This is a genomic window from Streptomyces sp. NPDC058663, from assembly GCF_042716745.1.
Lineage (GTDB): Bacteria > Actinomycetota > Actinomycetes > Streptomycetales > Streptomycetaceae > Streptomyces.
This window is the reverse complement of record NZ_JBHXRV010000023.1, coordinates 18,331-32,777: the sequence shown is the minus strand read 5'-3', so window position 1 is coordinate 32,777 and position 14,447 is coordinate 18,331. Positions and strand designations below refer to the sequence as shown.

Genomic DNA, 14,447 nt, shown 5'->3' with positions numbered 1-14,447 from the left:
CCCCCGGCGGAGCCGAACACCGCACCCCCGCCCCCCTACGCCCCCGCCCCGGACAACGCCCCACACACAAAAGGGCGGGCCCCGGGACCACATAGGTCCCGGGGCCCACCCCCAGCCTGCCGACGGCTACGCGCTCATCACGCGCACCAACCGCCTCAGTTGTCGTCCTCGTCGATCAGGAACCCACGCATCGGCGAAGGCGCCTGCTGCATCGGCTGCGGCGCCTGCGGCCGCACCGGCGCCATCGGCTGCGTCATGGCCGGAGCCATCTGCTGCTGACCGCCGTACGACGGAGCACCGTTCTGACCGCCACCCATGGAGGACGGCCCGCCCATCGACGGGTTGCCTCCCATGGAGTGCCCCATCGAACCCGCACCGGCCGGAGCCATCGAGTTGCTCATCTGCGGGGCCGGCGGCAGCGAAGCCGTCGCCGGGGTCCGCGGCGGAGCGAGCGAGTCGTCGGCCTGGGTCTCCAGCTGACGCAGCTGCGACTCCAGGTAGGACTTCAGACGCGTGCGGTACTCGCGCTCGAAGCCGCGCAGGTCCTCGACCTTGCGCTCCAGCGTGGCGCGGGCGGACTCCAGCGAGCCCATCGCGACGCGGTGCTTCTCCTGCGCGTCCCGCTCCAGGGCGTCGGCCTTGGCACGGGCGTCCCGCTCCAGGCCCTCGGCACGCGAACGGGCCTCGCCGACAATCTTGTTGGCCTCGGAACGGGCCTCCGCGATCGCCTGGTCCGCGGTCTGCTGCGCCAGCGAGAGCACTCGGGCGGCGCTGTCGCCACCGGGCGCCTGCATCTGCTGCGGGGGCTGCTGCTGCTGCATCGGCTGCTGCATGGGGCCGCCCATCGGGCCCTGGCCCATGCCGCCCTGCATCGGACCCTGACCCATCGGGCCCTGACCCATCGGACCCTGGCCCATCTGGCCGGGACCGTGCTGACCCTGCATGGGGCCCTGGCCCATCGGACCGGGACCGTGCTGGCCCTGCTGCTGCGGGCCGGGGCCGTGGCCGCCGGGGCCGGCCGGGAGCTGGAGCGGTCCACCCTGCTGCTGCATCTGCTGCTGCTGGGGCGGCTGCTGCTGCTGAGGCGGTCCGGATATGGCCGCGGGGACGGGCGCACCCGGGCCACCGGGCCGGTTGTCCTGCGGCTCCGGCTTGCGCATGCCCTGCTGCTGCTGGTTCTGCGCGGCGGCACGGGTCGCTGCGGCCAGCTTGGCGCGCAGGTCCTCGTTCTCGCGGAGCAGACGGGTCAGCTCGGACTCGACCTCGTCGAGGAAGGCGTCAACCTCGTCCTCGTCGTAGCCTTCTCGGAGGCGGACGGTCGTGAACTGCTTGTTCCGCACGTCCTCGGGGGTCAGCGGCATCTCTTCTTCACCTCTACGTAGTCGTCGGCAGTCGGCAAGACCGTATCGCTCACATTCCTCGCCCGATGTTGTTCACCACAGCGATCAGGATGTAGACGATGATCATCAGAACGAAGAAGGACAGGTCGAGTGCCACGCCCCCGAGACGCAGCGGCGGAATGAACCGCCGCAGAAGCTTGAGCGGTGGATCGGTGACAGTGTAGGTGGCCTCCAGAACGACCACCATCGCCTTGCCGGGTTGCCATGAACGCGCGAACTGAAAGACGTAGTCCATGACGAGCCGGAAAATCAGCACGACCAGGAAGCACATCAGCGCGATGTAGATCACGTCCAGTGCGATGCCCATTCCCGTGCGTCCCTCTCCCCTGGCTCTCGCCTCAGTTCGGCCTCACGGCCGGTTGTTTCGGTTGTCCTGCTCTCGGCTCTGTCAGCTCTGGTTGAAGAAACCGCCCTCTGCGATACGGGCCTTGTCCTCCGCCGTGACATCGACGTTAGCAGGCGACAACAGGAACACCTTCTGCGTCACTCGCTCAATGCTGCCATGCAGCCCGAAGACAAGTCCTGCGGCAAAGTCGACAAGTCGCTTCGCGTCCGTGTCGTCCATCTCCGTGAGATTCATGATCACCGGAGTGCCCTCGCGGAAGTGTTCCCCGATGGTACGGGCCTCGTTGTAGGTCCGGGGGTGCAACGTGGTGATGCGGTACGGCTCCCGCTCGGACACGACCTTGGGCATGATCACCGGTGCGTTCTTCTCCAGGCTCGGACGTTCAGGTGTGATGGACGCCACGGGGGCGATTCGTGCGGGTCGTCCGCTTTCCGCCGGAAGCTGAACGGGTTCGCGAGGGGCAGGCGGCTGCGTCACTCGTACCGGTTCGTCCTGCTCCCGCTCCACCTGGTGCGGGGGCTGGTGGCGGTGGCGGTCACGGTCACGGTCCGGTTCGGGCTCGGGTTCGAAGTCGTCGTCGGGGTCGAAGCCCCGGCCGTCGTATCCATCGTCCTCCACGAGGCCGAGGTAGACCGCCATCTTGCGCATAGCGCCGGCCATTTCCTGAGTCCTCCGCTCTGTGGTGGATCGGCCTCGTCACCAAGTGCCCGCGATCCACTGGGCCTGCCCACTGAATAGTGGGGATGACCATATTTTCTGCTGTGGTCCGACTTGCTTCGCGACGTTACCCGAGGCGAGGACGGACACCGAGTACCGCAGTGCCGACGCGTACATGTGTCGCTCCGGCCGCCACTGCCTCGTCCAGGTCCGCGCTCATTCCCGCCGACACCATGGTGGCAGCCGGATGTGCGGTGCGCAGGCGGGACGAGATTTCCATCATCCGCTCGAAGGCGGCCCGTTGCCGCCCGGCGTACGGACCGGTGAGCGGTGCGACGGTCATCAGCCCGTCCAGCCGCAGCCCCGGCGCCCCGGCCACGGCGGCGGCCAGCTCCTCGACCCCCTCGGGGGAGACGCCGCCCCTTTCACCCCTTTCGCCGGACTCGGCGTCCAGGGCGACCTGGAGCAGGCAGCCGACCTCGCGTTCCGCCCGTACGGCGGCCGAGGACAGGGAGTTCACCAGCTTCAGCCGGTCCACGGACTGCACCACGTCCGCGTAACCGACCACGGAACGGACCTTGTTGGTCTGCAGCTGTCCGACGAAGTGCCAGGTCAGCGGGAGATCGGCGGACTGGGCCGCCTTGGGGGCCGCGTCCTGGTCGCGGTTCTCCGCGACGTGACGCACCCCCAGCCCGGCGAGCAGCCGTACGTCGCTCGCCGGGTAGGTCTTGGTGACCACGATCAGGGTCACTTCGTCCCGCGTGCGCCCGACCGCCGCACAGGCGGAGGAGATACGTTCCTCCACCCGTGCCAGGTTCGCCGCGAGTTCGTCCTTGCGCGCCGGAGCTCCCGAGGGGCCGGCGCCTTCCGTACGGTCCGTCATGTCCTACCCGTCCAACCAGACATATCCGGCGAGCCGCCCCGTGGTGCGGTCCCGCCGGTAGGAGAAGTGGTCGCCCGACTCGCGCGTGCACACCGGCGACTGCGACCGGGCGCGCACCCCGAGCGCCGCCAGCTGGGCGTGCACTCCGGCCGTGACGTCGACCGCCGGGGTGCCCCAGGAGGTCTCGGCCCAGCAGGCCGGTTCGATCGCGGCGGCCTCCGCGCGCATCCGCTCGGGCACCTCGTAACAGCGCCCGCACACGGCGGGCCCGGTCCAGGCCGTGGTGCGGGAGGGCAGCGCGCCGAGCGAGACCATCGCCCCGACCGCCGCGGACACCACCCCGGCCAGCATCCCCGGCCGCCCCGCGTGGGCCGCCGCGACCACTCCGGCCACCGGATCGGCCAGCAGTACGGGAGTGCAGTCTGCGGTGAGCACCGCGAGGGGCAGGCCCCGACGGGCGGTCACCACCGCGTCGACGGCGGGAATCCCGGCTCCTTCGGGCCAGGGCCCGTCGACCACCGCGACGTCCCGGCCGTGCACCTGGTTCATCCAGACCACCCGCGTCGCGTCGAGTCCCAGGGACCCGGCGGCCAGCCGGCGGTTCTCCCGTACGGCCGCGGGGTCGTCGCCCACCGCACCGCCGAGATTGAGCTGCTCGTACGGAACGGCGCTCACCCCGCCCCACCTGTCGGTGAAGGCGAAGTGCGCGCCGCTCTCGTCGTCGTACCGCTCTATCACTTAACGCGTCCGGCTACTTCAGGAAGTCCGGGACGTCCAGCTCCTCGGCCGCGCTGTCCGCGTACGAAGGGCGGGCCGGCGGGACGTGCGGGGCAGCCTGCGGGGCGGGCGCCTCGTTCACCGGCGCGCTCTGCTCGACGGGGGCCGGGGCCTCCTCGCGCACAGGTACCGAGCCGATGGTGGCAGGCCGCACGGGCTCGGGCGCCGGGCGCGCGGCCGGGGCCGGGCTCTCCTCGCGCTTGCCCGCTCCGGCGCCGAGCACGTTCTCGCGCCGGGCCGGCGGCTGGCCGCCGTCGAATCCGGCGGCGATGACGGTGACCCGTACCTCGTCCCCCAGGGCGTCGTCGATGACGGCGCCGAAGATGATGTTGGCTTCCGGGTGGGCCGCCTCGCTGACCAGCTGGGCGGCCTCGTTGATCTCGAAGAGACCGAGGTCGGAGCCACCGGAGATGGAGAGCAGTACGCCGCGGGCGCCGTCGATGGAGGCTTCCAGAAGCGGCGAGGAGATCGCCATTTCCGCCGCCGCCACCGCGCGGTCGTCGCCGCGCGCCGAGCCGATGCCCATGAGCGCCGAACCGGCCTCGGACATGACCGACTTGACGTCGGCGAAGTCGAGGTTGATCAGGCCCGGGGTGGTGATCAGGTCGGTGATGCCCTGGACACCCGAGAGCAGGACCTGGTCGGCCGACTTGAAGGCGTCGAGAACCGAAACCTGACGGTCGGAGATCGACAGGAGCCGGTCGTTGGGAATGACGATGAGGGTGTCGACCTCTTCGCGGAGCTGGGCAATGCCGTCCTCCGCCTGGTTCGCGCGCCGCCGGCCCTCGAAGGTGAACGGGCGGGTGACCACGCCGATCGTCAGGGCGCCCAGCGAACGGGCGATGTTGGCGACCACGGGGGCGCCACCGGTTCCGGTGCCGCCACCCTCGCCTGCCGTCACGAAGACCATGTCGGCCCCCTTGAGGACCTCCTCGATCTCCTCGCGGTGATCCTCTGCCGCCTTCCGGCCGACGTCGGGGTTGGCGCCGGCGCCGAGGCCCCGGGTGAGTTCACGGCCGACGTCCAGCTTGACGTCGGCGTCGCTCATCAACAGCGCTTGCGCATCGGTGTTGATGGCGATGAACTCGACGCCCTTGAGACCGACCTCGATCATCCGGTTGATGGCATTGACACCACCGCCGCCGACACCGATGACCTTGATGACTGCGAGGTAGTTCTGCGGTGCTGCCACGTCGAAGGCCTCTCGCCTCGATTTACGTGCCGCCACGGAGTTTGCAGCGCCGCGACGACTGATGCCGATGTGGGACGGTCCGATACGCCGACCCGAACCCTAACGCTGAAGTTTAGGGTTACCAGTGTGTCTGTTCCTTGGACTCTTCCGAACAGGACACTAAGTCGACAAGTGGTGCGCGTTCAACGAACACGCCGAACCTCCCGTTTTTCTTTTCACCCTATGTGATCACCCATATCCCTGACCAACCAGGGGCCCGACCTGTCCGAGGGCCCGTCAACTCGCCCTGGCCGCAGGAGCGCTGGGGGCGCTCACATCGAAGTGCCCCGCGTCCGGCACGGCCTTCATCAGGGCGAGCAGTGCCCTGGACTTGCCCGCGTTGTCCTCACCACTGCCCCAGAAGACGCTCCGGTCACGGGTCAGTTCCAGTGTGATCGAGTCGAACGAAGTCACTTTCACTGTCGTCAGGTTACGGGCCACGGCCGGGTCGAGTTCACCGGTGACACGCACCGCCGCGTCGAGCAGCCGCTGTTCACCGAAGCGGCGCAGGCTCGGCGAGCGCTGCGCGGCCATTTCCAGCCGGGGTACCCCGACGGGAGCCTTTCTCACCGTGGCGAACCGCACACCCCGGCGGTCCACTTCGACGAAGTCCGCACCCTTGCCGATGAGCAGGACCGGCTTTCGCTCGGTCACTTTCAGTCCGATTCCGTGCGGCCAGGAACGGACCACGTCGATCGTGTCGATACGGGGCAATTCCTTGCGCAACCGGTCCTCTATGGCACCGGAATCGACGGAGATCATCGGAACTCCGGTCGGGACGTCGGCCGCCGCCAGGACCGCTTCGGGCGTCAGCACCCGGGTGCCGGTGGCCCTGACCTTCTCCACTCGCAGCCAGGGGGAGCCGTACAGCGCCCAGACCCCGCCTCCCGCGAGCAGAACCGCGAGTGCGAGGAGGAGAACGACCGGACGGCCGACCGGAATTCGAGGGAAACCGCCCCGGCGCCCCGGACGGGGCGCCCGGGGTGTGGCCGGACCGCTGGGCGTTCTGGTCCCGCGTTCGCGGGTCGTCGGTCCGGCCACGTGCGTGTCGCCTCCTGGGTGGGGGGCCGGTCAGCCGGCCCGGCGTGCGGCAATCGCCTGGTAGACCATGCCGACGAGGAGTTCGTCGGCGTCCCTGCGGCCGAACTCCGACGCCGCGCGCGACATCTCGTACAGCCGGTGCGGGTCGGAGAGGACCGGCAGGACGTTGCTCTGGACCCACTCGGGGGTCAGGGCCGCGTCGTCCACCAGCAGTCCGCCGCCCGCGTTGACCACCGGCTGGGCGTTGAGCCGCTGTTCGCCGTTGCCGATGGGCAGCGGGACGTAGGCGGCCGGGAGCCCGACGGCGGAGAGTTCGGCGACGGTCATGGCGCCCGCGCGGCAGAGCATCATGTCGGCCGCGGCGTACGCCAGGTCCATCCGGTCCACGTACGGTACCGGGATATAGGGCGGCATACCGGGCATGTTGTCCACGCGCGGCATCTCGTTCTTGGGGCCGACCGCGTGCAGGATCTGGATTCCGGCGCGCTGGAGGTACGGGGCGGCCTGCTGGACCACCTCGTTGAGCCGCCGGGCGCCCTGCGAGCCGCCGGAGACCAGCAGCGTCGGCAGGTTGGGGTCGAGCCCGAACGCCGCGCGCGCCTCGGGGCGTACGGCCGCCCGGTCGAGGGTGGCGATGGTGCGGCGCAGCGGGATGCCGATGTAGCGGGCGCCCCGCAGCTTGCTGTCGGGCGTGGAGACCGCGACGGCCGCCGCGTACCGCGAGCCGATCTTGTTGGCGAGTCCTGGCCTGGCGTTGGCCTCGTGGACGATGATCGGCACCCCGAGGCGCTTGGCCGCCAGGTAACCGGGCAGCGCCACGTAGCCGCCGAAGCCGACGACGCAGTCCGCCTTGGTGCGCTCCAGGATCTGCTCGGCGGCCTTGATCGTGCCGCGCAGCCGCCCGGGGACGGTGATCAGTTCGGGGGTGGGCTTGCGGGGCAGCGGTACGGCCGGGATGAGGCCGAGTTCGTAGCCGCGCTCGGGGACCAGTCTGGTCTCCAGACCGCGCTCCGTGCCGAGGGCCGTGATCCCCACGGTGGGGTCCTGCCTGCGCAGGGCGTCCGCGAGGGCGAGCGCGGGCTCGATGTGGCCGGCGGTCCCCCCACCGGCGAGTACGACATGCACCGAAATTCACCGCTCTCCGGACGGACGCTTGGTGACGCGCCGTCTCATCGTTTTCCATCTCGTCCCGGGCCGCCTCATGGCCAGTGCGCCCCGCGCCGCCGGGTCCTCTCGCGCGAAGGCGATCAGCAACCCTACGGCGAACATGGTCGGCAGCAGGGCGGAGCCCCCGTACGAGAACAGCGGGAGCGGGACACCGGCGATCGGCAACAGGCCGAGCACCGCACCGATGTTGACCATGGCCTGCGCCATGATCCAGGTGGTCACACCTCCCGCTGCGTACCTCACGAAGGGGTCCTCCGTGCGTCCGGCCACGCGGATACCCGCATAGCCTAGGGCCGCGAACAGGGCGAGTACCGACAGCGTCCCGGCCAGACCCAGTTCCTCGCCGGTAATGGCGAAGATGAAGTCGTTGTGGGGTTCCGGGAGTTGGCCCCATTTTTCCACACTCGCACCGAGGCCGGATCCGAACCAGCCGCCGGATGCCAGGGCGTAGATTCCGTGCACGGCTTGCTGGCACTGGCCGTCCGGGCCCATCTCGGTGCTGAGGATGCAGTCGAGGCGGGCCATCCGGTTGTCACTCGTCTTGATCAGTACGAAGCCGAGGAGACCGGCGAAACCGAGCACGCCCGCGAACAGCCGGGTGGGGGCGCCGGCCAGCCACAGCAGGCCGAACAGGATCGCGGTCAGGATCATCGCGGTGCCCATGTCACCACCGAGCATGATCAGCCCGAGCAGGATGAAGGTCACCGGGACGAGCGGCACCAGCATGTGCTTCCACTGGGCCAGCAGGTGCTTGTCCTGCTTGCGGGCGAGCAGGTCGGCGCCCCACAGGATCAGCGCCAGCTTGCCGAACTCGCTGGGCTGGAGCTGGAAGGGGCCGCCGACGGAGATCCAGTTCTGGTTGCCGTTGACCTCGTGCCCTATCCCGGGGACCTGCACGAGTGCCATCAGGAAGATGGTGGCGGCGAGCATCGGGTAGGAGAGCGCACGGTGGAGTTTGACCGGCACCCGGGAGGCGACCAGCAGCAGGACGCCGCCGATGACGGCCGCCAGGAGCTGCTTGCGGAAGAAGTACGAGCCGGGCAGGTCGTAGCGGAGTGCCGTGATCATCGACGCGGAGTAGACCATCACCAGGCCGAGGCCGGTGATCAGCAGGGCGCTGCCGACGATGACGTAGTACGCCGTCAGGGGGCGGTCCCAGGCCCTGTGGAGCTGCTCGTAGAGCTTGCGCGGGCTGCCGGGGCCGCGCGGGCGGCGGGGCGCCGCCTGCCCGCGCGGGGCGGCGGCACGCACCCGTGGCTTGTCTCTTGCCGTGGCCGGCATCTCGCAGGTCCCCTCCAACAACTCGTGCGCCGATGAGCGGGCCTGGGCCCGGCGGCCGGGGGGTGGGAGCCTACCGGCCGGCCGTCGGCCCGTCGGCGGCGGGCTCGTCCGCCGCCAGTGCGCGTACGGCGTCGGCGAAGGCCTCGCCGCGCTTGTTGTAATTGGCGAACATGTCCATCGAGGCGCAGGCCGGGGCCAGCAGCACCGTGTCCCCCGGCCGGGCGAGTGCCGCCGCTTCGCGGACCGCCGCCTCCAGTGCCCCAGTGTCGGTCCGGTCGAGGTCGACCACCGGCACCTCGGGGGCGTGTCGCGCGAGGGCTTCGCGGATCAGCGCACGGTCGGCGCCGATCAGGACGGCGCCGCGCAGGCGCTTGGCCGACTTCTCCACCAGCTCGTCGAAGGTGGCGCCCTTGGCGAGGCCGCCGGCGATCCACACGATGGGCTCGTACGCGGCCAGCGAGGCCTCGGCGGCGTGCGTGTTGGTGGCCTTGGAGTCGTCGATGTAGGCGACGTCGGCGACGTCGGCGACGTGTTCGATGCGGTGTGCGTCGGGGCGGAAGGCGCGCAGCCCCTCCCGTACGGCCGCGGGCTTGACGCCGTACGCACGGGCCAGGGCGGCGGCCGCGAGGGCGTTGGCGAGGTTGTGCGGGGCGGCCGGGCGCACGTCGGAGACCTCGGCGAGCTCCTGGGCGTTCTTCTGCCGGTTCGTCACGAAGGCGCGGTCGACGAGGATGCCGTCGACGATGCCGAGCTGCGAGGGGCCGGGGGTGCCGAGGGTGAAGCCGATGGCCCGGCAGCCCTCCTCTACGTCGGCCTCGCGCACCAGGTGCTCGGTGGCCGGGTCGGCGGCGTTGTAGACGCAGGCGACCTGGTTGCCCTCATAGATGCGGCCCTTGTCGGCGGCGTAGGCGTCCATGGTGCCGTGCCAGTCGAGGTGGTCCGGCGCCAGGTTGAGCACGGCGGCGGAGTGGGTGCGCAGGGACGGGGCCCAGTGCAGCTGGTAGCTGGAGAGCTCGACGGCCAGGACGTCGTACGCCCCCTGCTGGAGGACCACGTCGATGATCGGGGTGCCGATGTTGCCGACGGCCGCGGTGCGCAGACCGGCGGCGGTCAGGATCGACGCGAGCATCTGGGTGGTGGTGGTCTTGCCGTTGGTGCCGGTGATCGCCAGCCACGGCGCGGCGTCGGGGCCGCGCAGCCGCCAGGCGATCTCGACGTCGCCGACCACGTCCACGCCCGCCCTCGCCGCCGCCTCGAACAGGGGGCCGGCGGGCTTCCAGCCGGGCGAGGTGACGACCAGTTCGGTGCCCTCGGGCAGGGTGTCCGCGTCGGCGAGACGTACGGCGATGCCTTCGCTCCGGAGCTCCGCGGCGCGGGTCCGGTGCGTGGCGCTGTCGCCGCCGTCGACGACGGTGATGCGGGCGCCGAGGCCGGCCAGGGCGCGGGCGGCGCTGATGCCGCTCACCCCGAGGCCGGTGACGGTGATGTGCTTGCCGTCCCAGCTGGTCCGGTCGGTCTGCGAGGTCACTTGCCCGCTGCCCATCCTGCGTAGAAGAGTCCGAGGCCGACGATCACGCACATGCCCTGGATGATCCAGAACCGGACCACCACGAGGACTTCGGACCATCCCTTGAGTTCGAAGTGGTGCTGGAGCGGGGCCATCCGGAAGACCCGCTTGCGGGTCAGCTTGAACGAGCCGACCTGGATGACCACCGACATGGTGATGAGGACGAAGAGTCCGCCGAGGATGGCCATCAGGAGCTGGGTGCGGGAGCAGATCGCCAGACCGGCGAGCGCGCCGCCCAGCGCCAGGGAACCGGTGTCGCCCATGAAGATCTTGGCGGGCGAGGTGTTCCACCACAGGAACCCGAAGCAGGAGCCCATCAGCGCGGAGGCCACGACCGCGAGGTCGAGCGGGTCGCGCACTTCGAAGCAGGCGTTGGGGTTGGTGAGGCTGGTGGCGTTGGCGCACGCCTCCTGGAACTGCCACAGGCCGATGAAGGTGTACGCGCCGAAGACCATCACGGAGGCGCCGGTGGCGAGTCCGTCGAGGCCGTCGGTGAGGTTCACGCCGTTCGACATGGCGAGGATCATGAACAGCGCCCACACCACGAACAGCACGGGTGTGATCGACCAGCCGAAGTCGGTGACGAAGGAGAGCCGGTCGGAGGCGGGGGTCTGGCCGCGGCTGTCCGCGAAGTTGAGCGAGAGCACCGCGAAGGCGATGCCGACGATCAGCTGGCCGAGCATCTTCGCCTTGGCGCGCAGGCCCAGCGAACGCTGCTTGACGATCTTGATGTAGTCGTCGAGGAAGCCGACCAGGCCCATGCCCGCCATCAGGAACAGCACCAGCACACCGGAGAGCGAGGGCTCGCTGGAGGTGAGCACCTTCGTCAGGCCGTACGCGATGAGCGTTGCCAGGATGAAGGCGATGCCGCCCATGGTGGGCGTACCGCGCTTGCCGTGGTGGCCGCGGGGGCCGTCGTCACGGATGAACTGGCCGTAGCCCTTGCGGGCGAGCAGCTTGATCAGCAGCGGTGTGCCGATGAGCGTCAGGAAGAGGCCGATGGCCCCTGCGAAGAGGATCTGGCTCATGCGCCGGCGACCTCACCCTCGGTGCCGGGTTCGAGCAGCGCCTGGGCGACCGCTTCGAGGCCGACCGACCTGGATGCCTTCACCAGCACGACGTCCCCCGGGCGCAGTTCCTTGCGCAACAGGTCGATCGCCGCCTGCGTGTCGGACACGTGCACCGACTCCTCACCCCACGAACCCTCGTTATAGGCGCCCAGTTGCAGCCAGGACGCTTCCCTGCCCCCGACCGCAACCAGCTTGCTGACGTTGAGCCGGACGGCGAGCCGTCCGACCGCGTCGTGCTCGACGAGTGAGGTGTCCCCCAGCTCGGCCATGTGGCCGAGCACCGCCCAGGTCCGCCGCCCCTTGCCCATGGACGCGAGCGCGCGCAGGGCGGCTCGCATGGATTCGGGGTTCGCGTTGTAGGCGTCGTTGACAACCGTCACGCCGTCGGGACGCTCGGTGACCTCCATGCGCCAGCGGGAGAGGGTGCCCGCCTCGGAGAGCGCCACGGCGATCTCGTCGACGGACATGCCCAGCTCATGGGCGACGGCGGCCGCGGCGAGCGCGTTCGACACGTGGTGCTCACCGTACAGCCGCATGGTCACGTCACTGCACCCGGAGGGTGTGTGGAGCGTGAAGGCGGGCTGTCCCTGCTCGGTCAGCCGGACGTTCTCGGCAGTTACGTCCGCAGTGTCCGACTCGCCGAAGTACAGCACGCGCGCCTTGGTGCGCGAGGCCATCTCCCGTACGAAGCCGTCGTCCGCGTTGAGTACGGCGACGCCGTCGGCCGGCAGCGACTCGACCAGCTCGCCCTTGGCCTGGGCGATCTTCTCGCGGCTGCCGAACTCACCGACGTGCGCGGTCCCGACGTTGAGGACGAGGCCGATGCGCGGCGGGACGAGCTCGGTCAGGTACCGGATGTGCCCGACGCCGCGGGCGCCCATCTCCAGGACCAGGTGCCGGGTGTCCTCGGCGGTCCGCAGCGCGGTGAGCGGCAGGCCGATCTCGTTGTTGAGGCTGCCCTCCGTGTAGACGGTGGGGGCCTTGCGCTGGAGGAGCTGGGCGATCAGGTCCTTGGTGGAGGTCTTGCCCGCGGAGCCGGTGAGGGCGACGACATCGGTGCCCAGGCGTCCGACGACGGCGCGGGCGAGTGCGCCGAGCGCCTCGGTCACGTCGGGGACGACGATCGCGGGCACGCCGACGGGACGGGTGGCCAGGACGGCCACGGCGCCCGCGTCGACCGCGCGCTGCGCGAAGTCGTGGCCGTCGATGCGCGCACCGGCGTACGCGGCGAAGAGGCTGCCGGGACCGACCTGCCGGGAGTCGATGACGACGGGCCCGGCGACGGTGAGGCTCGTGTCCGGTATGTCGTGGGTCTGCCCGCTGACGAGGTCGGCGATCTCGGCGAGGGAGAGGGTGATCACTGCTTCATCCCATCTCGTGCAGGCGGCGCTCGATGGCGTCGCGCAGCACCTTGCGGTCGTCGAAGGGGCGCACCACTCCGGCGATGTCCTGGCCCTGTTCGTGGCCCTTGCCCGCCACGAGGACGGTGTCGCCGCGCTTCGCGCGGGCGACGGCCTCGGCGATGGCGGCGGCCCGGTCCTCGAAGACGGCGACGTCGCCGCGTTCGTGGGCGGGCACATCGGCGGCCCCGGCGAGCATGGTCGCGAGGATGGCGAGGGGGTCCTCGGAGCGGGGGTTGTCCGAGGTCAGTACGGCGGTGTCGGCGAGCCTGGCGGCCGCCGCGCCCATCGGGGCCCGCTTCTGCTGGTCGCGGTCGCCGCCGCAGCCCAGCACGATGTGCAGCTCGCCCTCGGTGACCTTGCGCAGGGCGCGCAGCACCGATTCCACGGCGTCCGTCTTGTGGGCGTAGTCGACGACGGCGAGGAAGTCCTGGCCCGCGTCGACGCGCTCCAGGCGGCCCGGTACGCCGGGGACGGCGGCGATGCCGTCGGCGGCGGTCTGCGGGTCGTACCCGGCGGCGGCCAGGGTGACGATCGCGGCGAGCGTGTTGGCGACGTTGAAGGGGCCGGGCAGCGGGGCGGTCGCACGGATGTGCTCACCCTGGGGGCCCAGGACCGTGAAGGTGCTGGACTGCGGCCCGACCTCGACCTTGTCGGCGCGCCAGTCGGCGTCGGGGTGGCCCTCGGCGGAGAACGTGATGACGGGCACGCCCGCCTCGGTGACCAGCCGGCGCCCGTACTCGTCGTCGAAGTTGAGCACGCCGAGCCGGGACCGCTCCGGGGTGAAGAGCTGCGCCTTCGCCCGGAAGTAGTCCTCCATGTCGGAGTGGAACTCCATGTGTTCGGGGCTCAGGTTGTTGAAGACGGCGACGTCGAAGACGCAGGCGTCGACCCGGCCGAGCACCAGGGCGTGGCTGGAGACTTCCATGGCGACCGACTTGACGCCGCGTTCGCGCATCACGGCGAACAGGGCCTGGAGGTCGGTGGCCTCGGGGGTGGTCCGCTCCGACTTGATGCGCTCGTCACCGATCCGCATCTCGACCGTGCCGATCAGACCGGGCAGGTCTCCCGCCGCCTTCAGGCCGCCCTCCACCAGGTATGCGGTGGTGGTCTTGCCGGAGGTTCCGGTGATGCCGATCTGGAGCAGGTCCAGGCCGGGGTTGCCGTAGATGTCGGCGGCGAGCTGGCCCATGTGGGCGCGGGGGTTCTCGACGACGAGCACGGGCAGCCCGGTCGCGGCGGCGCGCGCGGCGCCCGTCGGGTCGGTGAGGACCGCGGCGGCGCCGAGTTCGGCGGCCTGGGCGACGAAGTCCGCGCCGTGCAGGCGGGCTCCCGGGAGGGCGGCGTAGATGTCGCCGGGGCGGACCGCGCGGGAGTCGTGGGTGATTCCGGTGGTCTCTCCAGGTCCTGGGGACTCGATGCCCAGCCGTTCGGCCAGCTCCCCGAGGGTCGTCGGGCGGACCCGGTCCGGTCTGGGCGCTCCGGGGTAGTTCACCGGGGCGTCCTTCTGGGTGGTTTGGGACTGATCAGCGTGTGGCACGGCGGTGAGCGTACCCGGCGGAGCGGGTTCGGGGCGAAAGCAGGGGGCCCGTGCAACCCGTTTTCGAAAGTCGTGGGGAAGGGTGGT

General features: G+C 70.5%; 13 protein-coding genes. All 13 read right to left on the bottom strand.

The window, feature by feature from the left end; genetic code table 11:
• Nucleotides 1-155: 155 nt before the first annotated feature.
• The 13 genes from ACFWVV_RS18445 to ACFWVV_RS18385 all read right to left on the bottom strand — a co-directional run bounded on the left by ACFWVV_RS18445 (nt 156) and on the right by ACFWVV_RS18385 (nt 14,360).
• A complete protein-coding gene (locus ACFWVV_RS18445) occupies nt 156-1,361 on the bottom strand; it encodes a DivIVA domain-containing protein (RefSeq protein ID WP_384346911.1) in 1,206 nt (401 codons plus the stop codon).
• A 49-nt stretch (nt 1,362-1,410) separates the two neighbouring features.
• Entirely contained in the window at nt 1,411-1,707 is a 297-nt protein-coding gene (locus ACFWVV_RS18440) for a YggT family protein (protein ID WP_384346908.1), read from the bottom strand.
• An 81-nt stretch (nt 1,708-1,788) separates the two neighbouring features.
• Entirely contained in the window at nt 1,789-2,406 is a 618-nt protein-coding gene (locus tag ACFWVV_RS18435; RefSeq protein WP_384346906.1) for a cell division protein SepF, read from the bottom strand.
• A gap of 124 nt (nt 2,407-2,530) precedes the next feature.
• Nucleotides 2,531-3,286, bottom strand: a complete 756-nt coding sequence (locus tag ACFWVV_RS18430; protein WP_384346903.1) for a YggS family pyridoxal phosphate-dependent enzyme — start codon at nt 3,284-3,286, stop codon at nt 2,531-2,533.
• A gap of 3 nt (nt 3,287-3,289) precedes the next feature.
• A complete protein-coding gene (gene pgeF, locus ACFWVV_RS18425) occupies nt 3,290-4,024 on the bottom strand; it encodes a peptidoglycan editing factor PgeF (protein ID WP_384346900.1) in 735 nt (244 codons plus the stop codon).
• Nucleotides 4,025-4,037: 13 nt separating this feature from the next.
• Nucleotides 4,038-5,255 carry a cell division protein FtsZ gene (gene ftsZ, locus ACFWVV_RS18420; protein WP_384346897.1) on the bottom strand — a complete coding sequence of 406 codons (1,218 nt, stop codon included), beginning with the start codon at nt 5,253-5,255 and terminating at the stop codon, nt 4,038-4,040.
• 276 nt (nt 5,256-5,531) lie between these two features.
• The gene (locus tag ACFWVV_RS18415; RefSeq protein WP_384346895.1) at nt 5,532-6,335 is read right to left on the bottom strand and encodes a cell division protein FtsQ/DivIB; all 804 of its coding nucleotides are present in this window, start codon (nt 6,333-6,335) and stop codon (nt 5,532-5,534) included.
• A 30-nt stretch (nt 6,336-6,365) separates the two neighbouring features.
• Nucleotides 6,366-7,460: an undecaprenyldiphospho-muramoylpentapeptide beta-N-acetylglucosaminyltransferase gene (gene murG / locus ACFWVV_RS18410; RefSeq protein WP_384346892.1), complete on the bottom strand. Its 1,095-nt coding sequence runs from the start codon at nt 7,458-7,460 to the stop codon at nt 6,366-6,368.
• Nucleotides 7,461-7,466: 6 nt separating this feature from the next.
• Nucleotides 7,467-8,783 (bottom strand): putative lipid II flippase FtsW, encoded by a 1,317-nt coding sequence (gene ftsW, locus ACFWVV_RS18405; RefSeq protein ID WP_384346889.1) that lies wholly within the window; start codon nt 8,781-8,783, stop codon nt 7,467-7,469.
• A gap of 70 nt (nt 8,784-8,853) precedes the next feature.
• Nucleotides 8,854-10,326, bottom strand: a complete 1,473-nt coding sequence (gene murD / locus ACFWVV_RS18400) for a UDP-N-acetylmuramoyl-L-alanine--D-glutamate ligase (protein WP_384346886.1) — start codon at nt 10,324-10,326, stop codon at nt 8,854-8,856.
• Nucleotides 10,308-11,378 (bottom strand): phospho-N-acetylmuramoyl-pentapeptide-transferase, encoded by a 1,071-nt coding sequence (mraY, locus tag ACFWVV_RS18395; protein WP_384346883.1) that lies wholly within the window; start codon nt 11,376-11,378, stop codon nt 10,308-10,310. Before mraY ends, murD begins: the two co-directional genes overlap by 19 nt.
• A complete protein-coding gene (gene murF, locus ACFWVV_RS18390) occupies nt 11,375-12,781 on the bottom strand; it encodes a UDP-N-acetylmuramoyl-tripeptide--D-alanyl-D-alanine ligase (protein ID WP_384346880.1) in 1,407 nt (468 codons plus the stop codon). The genes mraY and murF overlap by 4 nt, the downstream gene beginning before the upstream one ends.
• Nucleotides 12,782-12,785: 4 nt before the next feature.
• Entirely contained in the window at nt 12,786-14,360 is a 1,575-nt protein-coding gene (locus tag ACFWVV_RS18385) for a UDP-N-acetylmuramoyl-L-alanyl-D-glutamate--2,6-diaminopimelate ligase (protein WP_384346877.1), read from the bottom strand.
• Nucleotides 14,361-14,447 lie beyond the last annotated feature (87 nt).

Coding starts and splice junctions, on each gene's coding strand:
- ACFWVV_RS18445 (WP_384346911.1), bottom strand. CDS start 1,361: ATGCCGCTGACCCCCGAGGACGTGCGGAACAAGCAGTTCACGACCGTC.
- ACFWVV_RS18440 (WP_384346908.1), bottom strand. CDS start 1,707: ATGGGCATCGCACTGGACGTGATCTACATCGCGCTGATGTGCTTCCTG.
- ACFWVV_RS18435 (WP_384346906.1), bottom strand. CDS start 2,406: ATGGCCGGCGCTATGCGCAAGATGGCGGTCTACCTCGGCCTCGTGGAG.
- ACFWVV_RS18430 (WP_384346903.1), bottom strand. CDS start 3,286: ATGACGGACCGTACGGAAGGCGCCGGCCCCTCGGGAGCTCCGGCGCGC.
- ftsW (WP_384346889.1), bottom strand. CDS start 8,783: ATGCCGGCCACGGCAAGAGACAAGCCACGGGTGCGTGCCGCCGCCCCG.
- murD (WP_384346886.1), bottom strand. CDS start 10,326: ATGGGCAGCGGGCAAGTGACCTCGCAGACCGACCGGACCAGCTGGGAC.
- mraY (WP_384346883.1), bottom strand. CDS start 11,378: ATGAGCCAGATCCTCTTCGCAGGGGCCATCGGCCTCTTCCTGACGCTC.